Genomic DNA, 17,429 nt, shown 5'->3' with positions numbered 1-17,429 from the left:
AACGGACCGTAGCTTGCCCCATCCCTTGCATAGGGGCAATGAAGGCGATTGGCGACAAGGGGTCCGGGTTCAGCGCCGGCCCGGATTGCGCCGGCTCAGCGCAGCGCGCCGACGTGGGCCACGCTGCATTCGGCCAGCGCCTGGAGGTCGTATCCGCCCTCCAGCATCGACACCACCCGGCCGCCACCGTGGCGGCGCGCCAGGGTACGCAGCTCGGTGGTGATCCAGGCGAAATCGTCGGTTTCCAGCATCAGGTCGGCCTGGGGGTCGCGCATGTGCGCATCGAAGCCGGCCGAGATCAGCAGCAGCTGCGGGCGGAAATCGTCGATCGCCGGCAGCATCTCGTCGGCCCAGGTATTGCGGAAGCGGAAGCCACCGCTGCCTGGCGGCAGCAGGATGTTGAGCAGGTTGCCGGCCCCGCGGTCGCGGCGCAGCCCGGAGTTCGGGAACAGCCCGGCCTGGTGGGTGCTGTAGTAGGCCACCCCCGGGTCGGCGATGAAGATGTCCTGGGTGCCGTTGCCGTGGTGGACGTCGAAATCGATGATCGCGATGCGTTCCAGCCCATACCGGTCGCGCGCATACGCAGCGGCGATGGCGATGTTGTTGAACAGGCAGAAGCCCATCGCGGTGGTCGCGGTGGCGTGGTGGCCCGGCGGACGGACCGCGCAGAAGGCCACCGGGTCCGCGCCCAGCATCACCGCATCGACCGCGGCCACGCCGGCCCCGGCCGCGTGCAGGGCCGCACTGGCCGAGCCTGGCGAGGTCATGGTGTCCATGTCGAGCAGGCGCAGCGGCTCGGTCTGCGGCTGCAGGACCAGGTCGATCAGCGCGCTGTCGTGGACCCGGGCCAGCTCACCCAGCTTCGCCGGCGGGGCCTGGCGCCAGTCGAGCTGGTCGGGGAATGCCGCTTCCAGGGCGTCCAGGACCGTTTGCAGGCGTTGGGGGCTTTCGGGGTGGCCACGGCCGGGATCGTGTTGCAGACAGGCGGGATGGGTGAAAACCAGCATGCGGGCAGGGGTTCCGGTAGGGGCTCAGGCGTGCCGGCGCTCGTGGCGCCACAGCACATCGCCTTGGCCATCGGCGCGCGCCAGCACGCGCGCGAGCACGAACAGCAGGTCCGACAGGCGGTTGAGATAGCCGATCGCTTCGACGCGCACCGGTTCCAGGGCGGCCAGGGTGACCGTCTCGCGCTCGGCACGGCGCACGATGGTGCGGGCCAGGTGGCAGCGTGCGGCGGCCTCGCCACCGGCGGGCAGAATGAACTCCTTCAGGGCCGGCAGGTCGGCATTGAAGTGGTCCAGCCGGGCCTCCAGCGCCTCGATGTCGGTGGCATGGATGGCGGCATGGCCGGGGATGCACAGCTCGCCGCCGAGGTCGAACAGCTGGTGCTGGATCGTGGTCAGCAACGCGCGTACGTCGTCCGGCAGCGCAACCGCCAGCAGCACGCCCAGCGCCGAGTTGGCCTCGTCCACGGTGCCGTAGGCCTGGACCCGGGCGGCATCCTTGCGCACGCGGCTGCCATCGCCCAGGCCGGTGCTGCCATCGTCACCGGTGCGCGTATAGATGCGGGAAAGGCGATTGCCCACGGTGGCTCCGGCGCTCAGTGCAGGATGTCGCGGCGCGCCTGCAGCAGCTTGGCCACCTGTTCGGTGGCCAGCTGCAGCGCCGCAGCCAGGCCGACGTAGATCGCGGCGGTGCGCAGGTAGGGCAGGTACCAGTCGCCGTAGTTGCTGGCCCAACCGGCCAGGGTCGGCTGGGACACGTTGGCGCTGGTCCAGTAGAAACCGCCTTGGGCAAACAGGTGGCAGACCGCCACTGCGGCCACCAGCAGCAGTGCGCCCTTGCCCAGTGCCGCCCAGCTCGCGCCCCGATAGCGCTGGCGCAGCAGCATGCCGCCGGCCCACAGTGCGAAGTAGGCCGGCAGCAGCATCCAGGTGCCCGGCGAGACGCAGTAGTGCTGCAGGTAGGCCATGCCGGCGCTGCGGATCACCAGTACGTCTACCAGCAGGGCCAGCGCCATCAGCAGCGGGAACGCCCAGCGCGTCCAGGCGCGCAGGTAGAACCCGCCGAGGAAGAACACCGCCCATGAGGCATCCGGGGTCGCGGCGAAATGATTGACCCGTGTGGCCGCCATCAGCAGCACGAGCACGGACAGGACGAAGGCGCGTTGAGCGGTGGAGGTCATGGCGGCGACGGGAGGGGATTCAGCATCCATTCTAGCCCCCGCCCGGCCCGGCCGGGCGCACCGGACACGATGGCCGCTACGGCGGGGCGGCGCGGACCGCAGTGGCCGCTTATCATGGCGGCATGAGTGAACGACATGATGTGGTGATCGTAGGCGGTGGGCTGGTCGGTGCCAGTCTGGCCATCGCGCTGGACCGCGCCGGACGCGACGTCGGCCTGGTGGAAGCTACGCCTGCGGGGACGCTGCCGGCCGTGTTCGACCAGCGCAACCTGAGTTTTGCCGCCGCCACGGTCAACGCGTTGACCGCATTGGGCGTGATGCAGCGGCTGGCCACCGGCACCGGCGCGATCACCCGCATCCACGTCAGCCGCGCGGGCGATTTCGGCCGCGTACAGATGGAGGCGGCGCAGTACCAGCGCCCGTGGTTCGGTCAGGTGGTGGTGGCGCGTGATTTCGGCCAGGCGCTGGAAATCCGCCTGGACGAACTGACCCGCCTGACCCGCTACCGGCCGGCCCGCTTCATCCGCCTTGGCGAAACGGTCGACGGCCACCGCCAGGTCTTCATCGCCGATGACGGCGGCGAGCGCTGCCTGCTGGCGCGGCTGGTGGTCGGCGCCGATGGCACCCGCAGCGGCGTCCGCGACGCGCTGGGCATCGGCGTGGACGATCATGATTTCGAGCAGACCCTGTTCGTCGCACGGGTACGCGCGGCGCGCGCGCCGGACGGCACGGCCTACGAGCGTTTCACCGACACCGGCCCCACGGCGCTGCTGCCGCGCGGCGACCGCCACTACGGTGCGGTGCACGGGGTGGCCCGCGCGCAGGCCGAGGCGGTACTGGCGCTGGACGATGCCGCCTGGCTGCAGCGCCTGCAGGACGCGATCGGCTGGCGGGCCGGACGGCTGCTGGAGAGCGGCCCGCGCAGCGCCTACCCGCTGATCCAGGTACTGGCGCAGTCGCTGGTGGGTGAGCGGGCGGTGCTGCTGGGCAATGCCGCGCAGACCATCCACCCGCTCGGCGCGCAGGGCTTCAATCTGGGCCTGCGCGATGCGCTGACCCTGGCCGAACTGGTGGGCGCTGCCGGTGATCCGGGCAGCGATGCCCTCTTGGCCGCGCACGTGGCCCGCCGCGCGGAAGACCGCGCGCAGACCATCGCCTTCTCCGGTGGGCTGGCCCGGCTGACCAGCAACCCGGCGCCGTTGATGCGGCCGTTGCGCAGCCTCGGCCTGCTGGCCGCGCAGGCCACGCCGATGCAGTCGATGCTGGTCGGCGGCGCGATGGGGTTCCGCGGCGAGGTGCCGGCGCTGTGCCGGGAGGGCGCCGCATGAGCCGGCGCGCGCGCGATGTGATCGTGGTGGGCGGCGGCGTGGTCGGGGCGACCTGCGCGCTGGCGCTGGCCGATGCCGGGCTGGAGGTGACCCTGGTCGAAGGACGCGAGCCGGCACAGTGGCAGCCGCAGCAGGCGGACCTGCGCGTGTACGCGTTTGCGCCCGACAACGCGCAGCTGCTCCAGTCGCTGGGCGTGTGGCCAGCGGTCAGCCGTGCGCGGGCGTGTGCCTATCGGCGCATGCGGGTCTGGGACGCGGCCGGTGGCGACGAGTTGCGGTTCGATGCCGATCGCCTCGGCCGGCCGCAACTGGGCTGGATCGTCGAGAACGATCTGCTGGTCGACCGCCTGTGGGCGGCGCTGCCGGCGGCTGGCGTGGAGGTGTGCTGTCCCGCGCGCGTGGAAGCACTGGAGCAGGACGCACAGGGCGTGCGGCTGCGGCTGGAGGACGGCCGTCGCCTGGAGTCTTCGCTGGCCATCGCCGCCGATGGCGCCGAGTCCACGTTGCGCCGGCTGGCGGGGCTGGAGGTCGCCCGCCAGGACTACGGCCAGCGCGGCGTGGTGGCCTATGTGGACACCGAACACGACAACGAGGCCACGGCCTGGCAGCGTTTCCTGGTGACCGGTCCGCTGGCCGTACTGCCGATCGGTACCCACCGCAGTTCGATCGTCTGGACCTTGCCCGACGCAGAGGCCGAGCGTGTGCTGGCCCTGGGCGACGCGGCGTTCGGGCAGGAACTGACTGCGGCCTTCGCCGGTCGACTCGGGTGGATGAAGCCGGCCTCGCGGCGTGTGGCCTTCCCGTTGCGCCGCCAGTTGGCGACCGCCTACATGACCGGCCGCATCCTCGCACTGGGCGATGCGGCACACGTGGTGCATCCGCTGGCCGGGCAGGGGGTGAATCTGGGCCTGCGCGATGTGGCCGCGCTGCGCGCCCTGTTCCGCGATGCGCGGCAGCGCCGCCAGGACGGGATGTCGCCGCACCGGCTGCAGCGGTGGGCACGCGAACGACGCAGCGAGAACACCGTCGCCGCCTATGGCTTCGATGCCATCAACACGGTGTTCTCCAACGATGAGATGCATCTCACCCTGGCGCGCGGCCGCGCGCTGGGGTGTGCCGGCAAGCTGCCGCCACTGGTATCGATGTTCTGGAAGCGCGCGGCCGGGGTGTGACGCCGGCCGCGTGAGCGGGGGCCTAGTCGGCCAGCCAGCCGGCGAGGTCGGCGCGGTCGAGCTTGCCGCGACGCTTTACATCCAGGGCGCTGAATTCATCGGCCAGCGCGGGATTGGCCTGTGCCTCCTCGCGGCTGATGAAACCGTCGCCATCGCTGTCCAGTGCCTGAAAAGCAAACCGGTACTGGCCAATCACGGCCACCGGCTGCACCGACCGCACGGTGATCTCGGCCTCGCCGGCCGGCGCAGGCAGCGTCACCTGATGGGTGACCTTGCCCTGTGCCAGCGGTTGGGTGCGCACGCTGACCGGCACGTCGCGCAGCGGTTCGCTGATGGCCGGCGGCGGAGCAGGGGTCTGGGCAAACACTACGCCTGGCACCCACAGAAACAGGACCAGGCTGGAAAGACGTCGCATCGCGATCTCCAAGAAAAGGGGGCCGCCGCGCGGGTCAGCGCAGCGGCGACGCCAGCACCGTGATTTCCTCGCGGTCGTGGTACAGCTGCTTGGCACGCACCACCAGCGGCTTGTCTGCCTGCGCCTGGAACAGTTCCAGACACATGCGGGTCTCGTCCCAGCGCTTCTTCATCGGCAGCTTGAGGTTGAAGATCGCATGCCGGCACCAGCCCTCGCGGAACCAGGTGGCCATGCGTTCGGCGACCCGGCGCGGTTGTTCGACCATGTCGCAGACCATCCAGTCCAGCGGCGTCTCCGGCTGCCAGTGGAAGCCGTCGGCGCGCAGGTGCTCGACCAGGCCGGTCTCCAGCACATGGTCGCGCAGCGGGCCGTTGTCGACGCTGATCACGTGGACGTGCTGGCGGGTCAACACCCAGGTCCAGCCGCCGGGTGCGGCGCCAAGGTCGGCCGCGCGCATGCCCGGCACCACCAGCTTCTCGCGCTCTTCCGGCGTCATCAGGGTGAGCAGCGCCTCATCCAGCTTCAGTGCCGAGCGCGAGGGCGCATCGGGCAGCAGTTTCAGGCGCGGGATGCCCAGCGCCCACGGCGCGCTGTCGCGGGTGTCGGCGACGCAGACAAAGGCATGGCGCCCGTCCACGAACACGATGTGCAGGCGCGGCAGTGCGGTGTTGGCCTTGTCGGTCAACAGGCCGGCCTTGCGCAGTGCGGGGCGCAGCGCATTGCCGAACGCGCGGGCCAGGCCGGCCAAGGGCTTGCCTTCATCGGAATCCGGGTGCTCCACCCACATGTCACCGAACCGCTGCTGGCCCTGCAGCGCGGCCATGATCGGGGTGATGCGGTCGGCCGCGTCCAGCTGCGGCAGCTCGGCCAGCACCACCAGCTTCTGCCGCGCGAAGATGAGCGAACGCCACGGCAACGCCTTGGACAGGGCGGCGCCTTCCCCGGTGGCGAACAGCACGTAGCCATCGTTGCGCTGGGTACGCGCATACCCGGCAATGCCCGCATGGGCGGCGCGCTCGGACAGTTCAGCGGCCAGTTCAGGCTCGAAGCCCTGGCGGCACAGACACAGCAGGCCGGTCATCGAATCGCGCCCGAAGCGCGGCGGTCAGTAATGCGCACCGTTGGTCTCCCCGTACTGGCGCAGCACGGCACGTGCCGCGTCGCGCTCGATGTCGCGCACAACCTCGATGCCGCGCTGGTTGAGCTCGCCCACCCAGTCTGCCGGCAGTGGACCTTCGTCGAACGCGGTGAGTTCTTCCACATCCTGTGCGCTGGCACCGATCAGCAGGCGGTCAATGCCGGCCCATACGGTCGCGCCATAGCACTGGCAACAGGGCTGGGACGACGTGGCGAGCGTGACCGGGCTCAGTACGTCGTTCAACCGCGGGGTCTGCAGGCGCTGCTGGGCCAGCATGTAGGCCATGTTTTCGGCATGCGCCAGCGAGGTGTTGTGCGGCACCACGCGGTTGACGCCGGCGGCGATGACGCGGTCGTCCGGGCCGAACACCACCGCGCCGAACGGACCGCCGGTCTGCGCCTCGACATTCAGGCGCGACAGCTCGATCGCCAGCGCGACCTTGTCGGCATCGCCGGGATAGGCGCGGCTGAGATCGATCCGGTCGTGGATCCAGGCGGGCAGGGTGAGGTGGACTTGCGCGTACAGCATCGGGGCGTGGGCCTCTTCTGGGATGGAGCAGCGGCAGTGTATCGGGCCGTGCGTAGGGATGCCGTGTCCGCGCTGAACGCGGCCACGGGCCTGCCGGCGCCGAGGGTGCGCCGGTTGCGGGGATGCCGGGGCGGATGCCCTGCCGGTGCAGGGCGCCGCTGGACGGAGGCCGGTGCCAGGCACCGGCGCGGATGGCTTACGCCGACCAGGTGTCGCGCAGGGTCACGCTGCGGTTGAACACCGGGGTGGCCGCGGTGTGGTCGCGGCGATCGGCAACGAAGTAGCCGGTGCGCTCGAACTGGAAGGACTGCTCCGGAGCGGCGCTGGCCGCGGCCGGTTCGACATAGCCGGCAACGGTGCGGCGCGATGCCGGATTGAGGTGATCGCGGTAGGTCTTGCCGTCGGATTCGTCGTCCGGGTTGGGGACCGAGAACAGGCGGTCGTACAGGCGGATTTCCGCCGGCACCGCGTGCACCGCGCTGACCCAGTGGATGGTGCCCTTGACCTTGCGGTTGGCGCCTTCCATGCCCGGACGCGATTCCGGGTCCAGCCAGCCGCGCAGCTCGATGATGGCGCCGTCGGCATCCTTGATCACCTCATCGCAGCGGATGATGCCCGCACCGCGCAGGCGCACTTCGCCGCCCGGCACCAGGCGCTTCCAGCCCTTCGGCGGAATCTCGGCGAAGTCCTCGCGCTCGATCCACAGCTCGCGCGCGAACGGCACCTCGCGGGTACCGAAGGCCTCGTCCTTGGGGTGGTTGGAGAAGGTCAGCGTTTCGGTGTGGCCCTCCGGCAGGTTGGTCAGTACCAGCTTGACCGGATCGACCACTGCCATGCGACGCGCGGCGGCGCCGTCGAGGTCTTCACGCAGAGCGCCTTCGAGCACGCTGAAATCGATCAGCGAGTTCTGCTTGCTGATGCCCACCCGTTCGGCGAACAGGCGCATCGCGGCCGGGGTGTAACCGCGGCGACGCAGGCCCTGCAGGGTCGGCATGCGCGGGTCTTCCCAGCCATCGACCAGCTGCTCGGTGACCAGCGCCATCAGCTTGCGCTTGCTCATCACCGTGTAGTTGATGTTCAGGCGCGAGAATTCGATCTGGCGCGGCTTGGCCGCTTCGCGCGGCAGCCCGCGCTCCACCAGCGGCGCGGTCAGCGCGTCGTCGTGCGCGAAGTCCACGTTGTCCACGCACCAGTCGTACAGCGGGCGGTGGTCTTCGAACTCCAGCGTGCACAGCGAGTGGGTGATGCCTTCGAGCGAGTCGCCCAGCGCATGCGCGAAGTCGTACATCGGGTAGATCGGCCAGGCGTTGCCGGTGTTCTGGTGCTCGACGTGCTTGATCCGGTACAGCGCCGGGTCGCGCAGGTTGATGTTGCCGCTGGCCATGTCGATCTTGGCCCGCACGGTGCGCGCACCGTCCGGGAACTCGCCGGCGCGCATGCGCGCGAACAGGTCCAGGTTCTCTTCCACGCTGCGCTCGCGGAACGGCGACGGGCGGCCCGGCTCTGTCAGAGTGCCGCGGTAGGCGCGCACTTCCTCGGCCGACAGGTCGCACACATAGGCCTTGCCGTCGCGGATCAGCTTCTGTGCGGCCAGGTAGTACGCATCGAAGTAGTCCGAGGCGTGGCGCAGCTCGTTCCACTCGAAGCCCAGCCAGCGCACGTCGTCCTGGATCGCCGCCACGTACTCGGGGTCTTCCTTGGCCGGGTTGGTATCGTCGAAACGCAGGTTGCACACGCCGCCGAACTCACCGGCAATGCCGAAGTTCAGGCAGATCGACTTGGCATGGCCGATGTGCAGGTAGCCGTTGGGCTCGGGCGGGAAGCGCGTCTTGATCGCGGCATGCTTGCCGGCGGCCAGGTCCTCGCGGACGATCTGACGGATGAAATCCCGCTTTTCGTGGGTTTCCGGAAGGGCGTCGGTGGGGGCGGCGGTAGGCTCGGACATGATGCGCGGTCGCAGTCTGAAAGGCAGAAAGACCAACAGTTTAGCCTGTCGCACGGCGACAGGCTAAACGGCAGGTGCCGACGGTTGGTCGGCACAGCTTCAGCCCTCGGGGGTATGCTGGGCCGACCCCGCCGGAGCCCGCCCATGCACGTGATCTACCAGGCCGACAACCTGTTCGATGCCCACCTGGTCAAGCATGCCCTGGAGGACGCCGGCATTCCGGCCTTCGTGTTCGGCGAATCGCTGCTGGGCGGCATGGGCGAGCTGCCGCTGTTCGGTGTGCTGCGGGTCTGCGTGCCGGACCTGGCCCGCCCGGAGGCCGAGGCGATCGTGGCCGGCCTGGACTTGGGCGGACCGCAGCACGACCCCATATTCGACGATGACGAAAGCGCCGGTCTCTTGCCGGCCTAGGAGACCGCCATGTTGGGAATTGCCAAGGGCCTGTTGGGCATCGGCGCGTTCAAACAGCGCCTGCCGCGCCCGGACGAGGCCCTGCCGGGCCGGGAGCATCCCCTGCCGCTGCACAACCAGCACTACGTCAACAGCCACCCGCTCAAGGACGGCTTTGCCGGCCTGCAGCGCATCCGCGTGGCAATGGGCTGCTTCTGGGGGGCCGAGCGCACGTTCTGGACCTTGCCGGGCGTGTACTCCACCTCGGTGGGCTATGCCGGCGGAGTGACCCCGAACCCGACCTACGAAGAGGTCTGTTCCGGCCTGACCGGGCACACGGAGATCGTGGAGGTGGTGTTCGATCCCGCCATCATCAGCCTGCATGAGCTGCTGCAGGTGTTCTGGGAGAACCACGACCCGACCCAGGGCATGCGCCAGGGCAACGACACCGGCACCCAGTACCGTTCGGCGATCCACGCCACCAGCCAGGCCCAGCACGAGGCGGCGCTGGCCAGCCGCGCCGCCTACCAGCAGCGGCTGACCGAGGCCGGGTTTGGCGCGATCACCACCGACATCGTCTTTCCCGCCCCTGCGTATTACTACGCCGAGGACTACCACCAGCAGTATCTGGCCAAGAACCCGAACGGCTACTGCGGCATCGGCGGCACCGGCGTCAGCTGCCCGATCGGGGTGGGGGCGTAAGCCTCCGCAAACGAAAACGGGACGGATGCACGTGCTGCATCCGTCCCGCCCTGGCGCCCAGAGACGCGATGCCGCTTACAGCCGGTCGCGGATCGTCTGGCGCAGTGCCTCCAGGTCCTTGGCGAACGCATCGATGCCGGCGGCCAGCTTCTCGGTGGCCATCGGGTCGGCGGCCAGGTCGGTCGCGAACCGGGTGGCGTCGATCGGCGGCGCGGTGACCGCTTCGACCGCGCCGGCGACGAGCCTGCGCGGCAGGTCGCCGTGGTCGGCGTCCAGCTTCTCCAGCAGGTCCGGCGAGATGGTCAGGCGGTCGCACCCGGCCAGTGCCTCGATCTGCGCCGTCGAACGGAACGACGCGCCCATCACCACCGTCGGCGAGCCGCGGCGCTTGAACTCGGCGTAGACGCCGCGCACGAACACCACGCCCGGATCGTCGTCGATCGTGGCCGGGGTCTGCCCGTTGGCGACGTACCAATCCAGGATGCGGCCGACGAACGGCGAAATCAGGAACGCGCCGGCCTCGCTGCAGGCCAGCGCCTGGGTCGGATTGAAGATCAGCGTCAGGTTGCAGTCGATGCCTTCGCTCTGCAGCTGGCGCGCGGCTTCCACGCCGGCCCAGGTCGCGGCGATCTTGATCAGCACCTTGCTGCGCGGCACGCCGGCGGCCTCGTACATCGCGATGAACTGGCGTGCCTTGGTCACCGTGGCCGCCGTGTCGTGGGCCTGGTCGGCATCGACTTCGGTCGACACCCGGCCCGGCACCAGCGTGCTCAGGAGCGTGCCCACGCCCACGGTGAGACGGTCGGCGACGGCATGCACGATGGTCTCGCGCTCGCCGGTCTGCTCACGGCCCCAGGCCAGCTCGCGTTCGATCAGGTCCGCGTACACCGGCAGGTCCAGCGCCTTCTTCACCAGCGTCGGGTTGGTCGTGCAGTCGACCGGCTTCAAGCGCTTGATCGCCTCGTAGTCGCCGGTATCGGCCACGACGACGGAGAGATCACGCAGCTGGGTGAGTTTGGACGGAGAAACGGTGTTCATTGCCACTCCTGGAGGGGACGGAAGAACCGGCGCGCAACGCAGCGCGGTTCAGGAATTCGGGTTGTGGACGGCGGTGACGCGCAGGCGCAGCTTGCGGCCGCCCGGGGCATCCCAGTCCATGCTCTGGCCGACCGACAGGCCCAGCAGGGCGGTGCCCACCGGCGCAAGGATCGAGACCTTGCCCTGTTCCACGTCGGCTTCGCGGGGGTAGACCAGCGTCAGGACGTGCTTTTCGTTCTGCAGTTCATCTTCGCACTCCACGCGCGAATGCATCATGACGGTGCCTGCGGGCATCGCGTCCGCTGCCACCACCGTGGCACGGTTGAGCTCCTGGGCAAGCGCGAGCGCGGCCGGCGTCTGGCCGACGGCGGGGGAGTCAAGCATGGCTTCCAGGCGATCCATATCGTGGCTGGAAACAATGATCGACGGCGGCAGTCCGCTGGATGTGGACATGGTGAAGCTCCTTGCGTATTTGTGAATGGCCCATGCAAAAGGCGGCGCCTGCTGGCGCCGCCTGGTTCTATTGTGCTGACAATCGCAGGCGGATGCGACCCGTGCCGATCCACCTGCCCGTCGGGTGGTTCAGCCAGCCTCAGGCCGGCCGCTGCGGGACGACGGCCGGCAGCACGCCGCTGTCGCCGGCCTGCAGCGTGAACAGCTCCTGCGGCAACCGCTTGAACAGCTGGGCGAGCTGATCCAGGAAGCCGCTCATGGCCGAGCTGCGGCGCCAGGCCATCGCGATGCGACGGCTGGGGCGGTCGTCGCCGTTGAAATCCAGCAGGCGGATGTTCTCCGACCGCGGTACCGGCGGCTTGACCGACAGCGTCGGCATCAGAGTGATGCCCACATCGGCGGCCACCATCTGGCGCAGGGTCTCCAGGCTGGTGGCACGGAACTCGGATTTTTCGTTGGCACCGAACAGGCGGCACACCGCCAGCGCCTGGTCGCGCAGGCAGTGGCCGTCTTCGAGCAGCAGCAGCTTCTGCGCCGACAGCTCCTGCACATCCAGGTGGTGGCGCCGTGCCAGCGGATGCTTGCCCGATACCGCCAGCAGGAACGGTTCCTCGAACAGGAACTCGGCGTGCAGCTGGTCATCGTCCAGCGGCAGCGCCAGCAGGGCCGCATCCAGCTTGCCTTCGCGCAGGCGGGTCAGCAGCTCGTCGCTTTTCTCTTCCACCAGGAGCAGTTCCAGGTGCGGGAAGCGCTCGCGGATGTTGGGGATGACGTGCGGCAACAGGTACGGGCCAAGGGTCGGGAAGATGCCCAGACGAACGGTGCCCGCTTCAGGGTCGCGGCTGCGTCGTGCAGCCTCTTTCATCTGCTCTACTTCGGCAACGATCGTGCGTGCACGCGCTGCCGCTTCCACGCCGGCCGGGGTCAGCATGACCTTTCGCGGCGCACGCTCGACCAGTGGCAACCCCAGCTCGTCCTCCAGCTTGCGGATCTGGGTGGAAAGCGTGGGTTGGCTGACGAAACAGGCGGCAGCGGCGCGGCCGAAGTGGCGATGGTCGGCCAGGGCCACAAGATACTTCAGATCACGTAGGTTCATCCTTAGACCTCTAGGGGTATGGACCGGGTGATGGCGTGGTTTACCCAGCGGGCAGAAGACGCTCCCGATGCAGCCGGGAGCGACGCAAATCAGGCAGCTTCGGCGACAGCGCCGCTGCTCTTGGGAACGGAGGTGCGGATCAGGTGATCGAAGGCGCTCAGTGCGGCGGTCGAGCCGGCCCCCATCGCGATGACGATCTGCTTGTACGGAACGGTGGTGCAATCTCCTGCTGCGAATACGCCCGGAACGCTGGTCTGGCCACGGTCGTCGATGAGGATTTCGCCGCGCGGAGAGAGCGCCACGGTGTCCTTCAGCCACTCGGTGTTGGGAAGCAGGCCGATCTGCACGAAAATACCTTCCAGTTCGATCCGATGCGCATCGCCGCCGATACGATCCTGATATACCAGACCACTCACCTTCTGCCCATCGCCCAGGACTTCCTGGGTCAGGGCGCTGGTGATGATGGTGACGTTGCCCAGGCTGCGCAGCTTCCGCTGCAGGACCTCATCGGCGCGCAGTTTGTCATCAAATTCCAGAAGGGTCACATGCGACACGATGCCGGCCAGGTCGATGGCCGCCTCGACGCCGGAGTTGCCGCCGCCGATCACCGCCACGCGCTTGCCCTTGAACAGCGGACCGTCGCAGTGCGGGCAATACGCCACGCCCTTGTTGCGGTACTGCTCCTCGCCCGGCACGTTCATCTGGCGCCACCGTGCGCCGGTGGACAGGATCACCGAGCGCGACTTCAGCGACGCGCCGTTCTCCAGCTGGACCTCGACCAGGCCGTCATCACCGGCCGGCACCAGTGCGGTGGCGCGCTGCAGGTTCATGATGTCCACCTCGTACTCGCGCACATGCTGTTCCAGGGCGGCGGCGAGCTTGGGGCCTTCGGTTTCCTTGACCGAGATGAAGTTCTCGATGGCCATCGTATCCAGCACCTGGCCACCGAAACGCTCGGCGGCCACGCCGGTCCGGATGCCCTTGCGCGCGGCGTAGATCGCCGCTGCGGCACCGGCCGGGCCACCGCCGACGACCAGCACGTCGAACGGCGCCTTGGCGGCGATCTTCTCGGCGTCGCGTTTGCCCGAGCCGGTGTCCAGCTTGGCCACGATCTGTTCCAGGCTCATGCGGCCCTGGTCGAACACGTCACCATTGAGATACACGGTGGGCACGGACATGATCTGACGCGCCTCGACCTCGGCCGGGAACAGCGCGCCGTCGATCGCCACATGCTGGATGCGCGGATTGAGCACCGCCGCCAGGTTCAGCGCCTGCACCACGTCCGGGCAGTTCTGGCAGGACAACGAGAAATAGGTTTCAAAGCGGTAGTCGCCGTCCAGGTTGCGCACCTGTTCGATCAGCTCGGCAGTGGCCTTGGACGGGTGTCCGCCCACCTGCAGCAGGGCCAGCACCAGCGAGGTGAACTCGTGCCCCATCGGCAGCCCGGCGAAGGCCAGGTGGATGTCCTGGCCTGGGGTGGTCAGCGCGAAGGAGGGGGTGCGCTCGCTGCCATCGCGGCGCACGTCCAGCTGGATCTGCGCCGACAGGGTGGTCAGGGTGTTGAGCAGCTCCAGCATCTCCTGCGACTTGGCGCCATCGTCCACGTGGGCCGTGATCTGGATCGGACGGGTGACGCGTTCCAGGTAGGTCTTGAGCTGGGACTGGAGGTTGGCATCCAACATCGAAAAAACTCCTTGATTCAGGCAAGGGGACAGCGTCGACGAACCCCGAAGGTGCATCTGCGCAGCAGGGGGGTGAACCGAAGCGGGCGCGTGGCGGCACCGGCTTGGGTTCACCCCCACTCCCGTCGAAGCGGGAATGGGGATGAGGCGTTGCTTAGATCTTGCCGACCAGATCCAGCGACGGGGTCAGGGTCTTCTCGCCTTCCTTCCACTTGGCCGGGCACACCTGGTTCGGGTTGGCGGCGGTGAACTGGGCAGCCTTGAGCTTGCGCAGCGTTTCGGAGACGTCACGGGCGATCTCGTTGGAGTGGATCTCCAGGGTCTTGATCACGCCTTCCGGGTTGATGATGAAGGTGCCGCGCAGGGCCAGGCCTTCTTCCGGGATGTGCACGCCGAAGGCGTTGGTCAGGGCGTGGGTCGGGTCACCCACCAGCGGGAACTGGGCCTTGCCGACGGCCGGCGAGGTTTCGTGCCACACCTTGTGCGAGAAATGGGTGTCGGTGGTGACGATGTACACCTCGGCACCGGCCTTCTGGAACTCGGCGTAATGGTCGGCGGCGTCTTCGATTTCGGTCGGGCAGTTGAAGGTGAACGCGGCCGGCATGAAGATCAGCACGGACCACTGGCCCTTCAGGGTGCTGTCGGAGACCTTGATGAACTCGCCGTTCTGGTAGGCGTTGGCTTCGAACGGCTGGATCTGGGTGTTGATGAGCGACATCGTTGTTCCTCTTGGTGAAGGGGTGGGTGAAGCGACCAACACAGGTTAGCGGCTCCGTTCCCATAAGGACAATCCATTGATTGCATCTATACGATAGACATAGTCTATCGAAATGAGCTGATCCAGAGATGAACCCTCGGGTCGATATCGCCCGAATGCATTGCAGCGCAATGACATCGCCGCCGCCGCGGCTGATCGGTGCCATAGCCCGCGTGTATCCGCCCAAGGTGAAACCTGAATGAACCGCTCGGTCAGCCCGCCTGTGGCGCACGGGGAGGCGGCGTCGCCACCGGCTGCAGGCGCGCGGTGACGGTGCACTACACTGCGCGCCCGTTCCTGCACGATCCCCGCCATGACTGCCGCCCCGCGCGACGTTCGACAGCTGCTGGCCGAAGCCGCCGCCACCCTGCCCGGCGTTGAGGGGCGGCATGAGGCCGAACTGCTGCTGCTGCATGTGCTCGGGCGGGAGCGCGGTTGGCTGTTCGCGCATGCCACCGATCTGCTCGACGCCGACGCCGTAGCGACCTTCCAGGCTCTGCTGGCCCGCCGCCAGGCCGGCGAGCCGGTTGCCTACCTGCTTGGCCGACGCGGTTTCTGGACGCTGGATCTGGCGGTCAGCCCGGCCACGCTGATTCCGCGCCCGGAAACCGAGCTGCTGGTCGAGCTGGCGTTGGATCGGCTGCCGCGGGAGACCGCCCTGGAGGTGGCCGACCTCGGTACCGGCAGCGGCGCGATCGCCCTGGCGCTGGCCAGCGAACGGCCGCACGCCCGCATCACCGCCACCGACGCCAGCGCCGAGGCCCTTCAGATGGCGCGCCGCAACGCCGCAGCGAACGGCGTGCACAACGTGGTGTTCGTCGCAGGGTCCTGGTATGCACCGTTGGCCGGTCAGCGCTTTGCGCTGATCGCCAGCAACCCGCCGTACATCGCCAGCGGCGACCCGCACCTGCTGCAGGGCGATCTGCGCCATGAACCGGCCAGCGCGCTGGCATCCGGGGCCGATGGTCTGGACGACATCCGCGTGATCGTCGCCGGCGCCGGCGCGCACCTGCTGCCCGGCGGCTGGCTGCTCATCGAACATGGCTGGGATCAGGGCGACGCGATCCGCGCGCTGTTCGAACAGGCTGGCTTCGATCACGTGTCCACCGTCCGCGATCTCGAACAGCGCGAGCGCGTGACCTGCGGCTGTCTGCCCGGCGGGGTTTGAACCCGGCGGCAACAATGCCGTGGGTAGAATGGCGTTCCACCCGAAAGGACGCGCCATGCTGCTTCGCAATGCCAAGGTTATGGCCCACCCGTTCCTGCACGACATGCGCCAGGACAGCTATTTTCCCGCGCCCCTGGTTGAACAGGGCCGGCAGATCCTGCTGCGCCTGTGCGAGCGCATCGAGCGCGAGCCGCCCGCCGATGCGGCGGCGCTGTGCGCGCTGACCCACGCCGCCACGCTTGAATTCAACGTGCTCGGCGAAGCATTCGAGGCGCAGGGCAGCGAACTGGAATCCGTGGCACGCGACAACATCGGCAGCGATGTCGATTTCATCGCGCGCAGCTACGGGTTCGATGTGGATGTCGAAGACCTGATCAGCCCGCGCGAGTGGTGAACCCGCCCGTGCGTGCCTGTCCCCAACAACGGAGTTCCGTCATGCGTACGCTGTACCCCGCCATTACCCCCTACGACGTCGGCAGCCTGAAGGTCGATGATCGCCACACGCTGTACTTCGAGCAGTGCGGCAACCCCGACGGCAAGCCGGTGGTGATGCTGCATGGTGGCCCGGGCGGTGGCTGCAGCGAGAAAATGCGCCAGTTCCACGACCCGGCCAAGTACCGCATCATCCTGTTCGACCAGCGCGGTGCCGGCCGTTCCACGCCGCACGCCGACCTGGTGGACAACACCACCTGGGACCTGGTGGCCGATATCGAGACGTTGCGCGAGCACCTCAAGGTGGATCGCTGGCAGGTGTTCGGCGGCAGTTGGGGCTCCACCCTGGCATTGGCCTACGCCCAGACCCACCCGCAGCGCGTGACCGAACTGGTGCTGCGCGGCATCTTCATGCTGCGCCGCTGGGAGCTGGAGTGGTTCTACCAGGAAGGTGCCAACCGCCTGTTCCCGGACGCGTGGGAGCACTACCTCAAGCCGATTCCGGCCGTGGAGCGCCACGACCTGATCTCGGCCTTCCACCGCCGCCTGACCAGTGACGACGAAGCCACCCGCCTGGCCGCCGCCAAGGCGTGGAGCGTGTGGGAAGGGGCAACCAGTTTCCTGCACGTGGACGACGACTTCGTGAACAGCCATGAAGACCCGCAGTTCGCGCTGGCGTTCGCCCGCATCGAGAACCATTACTTCGTCAACGGCGGCTTCTTCGAGGTGGAAGAGCAACTGCTGCGCGACGCGCACCGCATCGCCGATATTCCCGGCGTGATCGTGCACGGGCGCTATGACGTGGTGTGCCCGCTGCAGAATGCCTGGGAGCTGCACAAGGCGTGGCCGGCATCGACGCTGGAAATCAGCCCGGCCTCGGGCCACTCGGCGTTCGAAGCGGAGAATGTGGACGCGCTGGTGCGCGCCACCGACCGTTTCGCCGGCTGATCGGCCGGTCCCACCGGTGGGGCATGCGCCTCATCGGTGGGGCGGCACGCGC

At 68.4% G+C, this 17,429-nt stretch carries 19 protein-coding genes; 7 read left to right on the top strand and 12 right to left on the bottom strand.

Annotated features, from left to right (window positions below):
- Positions 1-95: 95 nt before the first annotated feature.
- The 3 genes from OC534_RS08590 to OC534_RS08580 are packed head-to-tail and all read right to left on the bottom strand — an operon-like array spanning position 96 to position 2,185.
- Positions 96-1,007: a histone deacetylase family protein gene (locus OC534_RS08590; protein WP_017356472.1), complete on the bottom strand. Its 912-nt coding sequence runs from the start codon at positions 1,005-1,007 to the stop codon at positions 96-98.
- Positions 1,008-1,031: 24 nt separating this feature from the next.
- Positions 1,032-1,586: a cob(I)yrinic acid a,c-diamide adenosyltransferase gene (locus OC534_RS08585; protein ID WP_017356473.1), complete on the bottom strand. Its 555-nt coding sequence runs from the start codon at positions 1,584-1,586 to the stop codon at positions 1,032-1,034.
- 14 nt (positions 1,587-1,600) lie between these two features.
- Positions 1,601-2,185, bottom strand: coding sequence for a hypothetical protein (locus tag OC534_RS08580; protein ID WP_262071663.1), 585 nt, complete (start codon positions 2,183-2,185; stop codon positions 1,601-1,603).
- Positions 2,186-2,307: 122 nt separating this feature from the next.
- On the opposite strand from OC534_RS08580, the gene ubiH reads away from it, so the two are divergent.
- Together ubiH and OC534_RS08570 are read left to right on the top strand one after the other, a co-directional pair.
- Positions 2,308-3,513: a 2-octaprenyl-6-methoxyphenyl hydroxylase gene (ubiH, locus tag OC534_RS08575; RefSeq protein WP_166472629.1), complete on the top strand. Its 1,206-nt coding sequence runs from the start codon at positions 2,308-2,310 to the stop codon at positions 3,511-3,513.
- On the top strand, positions 3,510-4,685 hold the full coding sequence (locus OC534_RS08570) for a UbiH/UbiF family hydroxylase (protein WP_262071662.1): 1,176 nt from the start codon (positions 3,510-3,512) through the stop codon (positions 4,683-4,685). The genes ubiH and OC534_RS08570 overlap by 4 nt, the downstream gene beginning before the upstream one ends.
- A gap of 22 nt (positions 4,686-4,707) precedes the next feature.
- Here OC534_RS08570 and OC534_RS08565 read toward each other — a convergent pair whose 3' ends face one another.
- The 4 genes from OC534_RS08565 to OC534_RS08550 all read right to left on the bottom strand — a co-directional run bounded on the left by OC534_RS08565 (position 4,708) and on the right by OC534_RS08550 (position 8,711).
- Positions 4,708-5,100: a hypothetical protein gene (locus OC534_RS08565; RefSeq protein ID WP_026070852.1), complete on the bottom strand. Its 393-nt coding sequence runs from the start codon at positions 5,098-5,100 to the stop codon at positions 4,708-4,710.
- Between the two features lie 34 nt (positions 5,101-5,134).
- Positions 5,135-6,181 carry a 23S rRNA (cytidine(2498)-2'-O)-methyltransferase RlmM gene (gene rlmM, locus OC534_RS08560; protein WP_017356600.1) on the bottom strand — a complete coding sequence of 349 codons (1,047 nt, stop codon included), beginning with the start codon at positions 6,179-6,181 and terminating at the stop codon, positions 5,135-5,137.
- Positions 6,182-6,205: 24 nt separating this feature from the next.
- Positions 6,206-6,766: a nucleoside deaminase gene (locus tag OC534_RS08555; RefSeq protein ID WP_017356601.1), complete on the bottom strand. Its 561-nt coding sequence runs from the start codon at positions 6,764-6,766 to the stop codon at positions 6,206-6,208.
- Positions 6,767-6,962: 196 nt separating this feature from the next.
- Complete coding sequence (locus OC534_RS08550; RefSeq protein WP_017356602.1) at positions 6,963-8,711, bottom strand: glutamine--tRNA ligase/YqeY domain fusion protein; 1,749 nt, start codon at positions 8,709-8,711, stop codon at positions 6,963-6,965.
- A gap of 144 nt (positions 8,712-8,855) precedes the next feature.
- On the opposite strand from OC534_RS08550, the gene OC534_RS08545 reads away from it, so the two are divergent.
- Both OC534_RS08545 and msrA read left to right on the top strand, forming a co-directional pair.
- Positions 8,856-9,122 (top strand): DUF2007 domain-containing protein, encoded by a 267-nt coding sequence (locus OC534_RS08545; protein ID WP_017356603.1) that lies wholly within the window; start codon positions 8,856-8,858, stop codon positions 9,120-9,122.
- 30 nt (positions 9,123-9,152) lie between these two features.
- Complete coding sequence (gene msrA, locus OC534_RS08540; protein WP_262071667.1) at positions 9,153-9,803, top strand: peptide-methionine (S)-S-oxide reductase MsrA; 651 nt, start codon at positions 9,153-9,155, stop codon at positions 9,801-9,803.
- A 75-nt stretch (positions 9,804-9,878) separates the two neighbouring features.
- Here msrA and OC534_RS08535 read toward each other — a convergent pair whose 3' ends face one another.
- The 5 genes from OC534_RS08535 to ahpC all read right to left on the bottom strand — a co-directional run bounded on the left by OC534_RS08535 (position 9,879) and on the right by ahpC (position 14,790).
- Positions 9,879-10,841 (bottom strand): transaldolase, encoded by a 963-nt coding sequence (locus tag OC534_RS08535; RefSeq protein WP_136003735.1) that lies wholly within the window; start codon positions 10,839-10,841, stop codon positions 9,879-9,881.
- A gap of 48 nt (positions 10,842-10,889) precedes the next feature.
- Entirely contained in the window at positions 10,890-11,294 is a 405-nt protein-coding gene (gene rnk, locus OC534_RS08530; protein WP_017356606.1) for a nucleoside diphosphate kinase regulator, read from the bottom strand.
- 139 nt (positions 11,295-11,433) lie between these two features.
- Positions 11,434-12,390: a LysR substrate-binding domain-containing protein gene (locus OC534_RS08525; RefSeq protein WP_262071661.1), complete on the bottom strand. Its 957-nt coding sequence runs from the start codon at positions 12,388-12,390 to the stop codon at positions 11,434-11,436.
- Positions 12,391-12,479: 89 nt separating this feature from the next.
- Positions 12,480-14,072, bottom strand: a complete 1,593-nt coding sequence (gene ahpF, locus OC534_RS08520; protein ID WP_017356608.1) for an alkyl hydroperoxide reductase subunit F — start codon at positions 14,070-14,072, stop codon at positions 12,480-12,482.
- A 154-nt stretch (positions 14,073-14,226) separates the two neighbouring features.
- A complete protein-coding gene (gene ahpC / locus OC534_RS08515; protein WP_017356609.1) occupies positions 14,227-14,790 on the bottom strand; it encodes an alkyl hydroperoxide reductase subunit C in 564 nt (187 codons plus the stop codon).
- 352 nt (positions 14,791-15,142) lie between these two features.
- On the opposite strand from ahpC, the gene prmC reads away from it, so the two are divergent.
- From prmC to pip, 3 genes are read left to right on the top strand one after another with little or no spacing between them, the layout of a single operon-like run.
- Entirely contained in the window at positions 15,143-15,997 is an 855-nt protein-coding gene (prmC, locus tag OC534_RS08510; RefSeq protein WP_017356610.1) for a peptide chain release factor N(5)-glutamine methyltransferase, read from the top strand.
- Positions 15,998-16,052: 55 nt separating this feature from the next.
- Positions 16,053-16,391: a DUF5713 family protein gene (locus tag OC534_RS08505; protein ID WP_136003738.1), complete on the top strand. Its 339-nt coding sequence runs from the start codon at positions 16,053-16,055 to the stop codon at positions 16,389-16,391.
- A 41-nt stretch (positions 16,392-16,432) separates the two neighbouring features.
- Positions 16,433-17,377, top strand: coding sequence for a prolyl aminopeptidase (gene pip, locus OC534_RS08500; RefSeq protein ID WP_017356612.1), 945 nt, complete (start codon positions 16,433-16,435; stop codon positions 17,375-17,377).
- Positions 17,378-17,429 lie beyond the last annotated feature (52 nt).

This window comes from Stenotrophomonas sp. Marseille-Q5258 (assembly GCF_946900935.1).
GTDB classification, from domain to species: domain Bacteria; phylum Pseudomonadota; class Gammaproteobacteria; order Xanthomonadales; family Xanthomonadaceae; genus Stenotrophomonas; species Stenotrophomonas nematodicola.
This window is presented reverse-complemented; position numbering and strand designations above follow the sequence as displayed.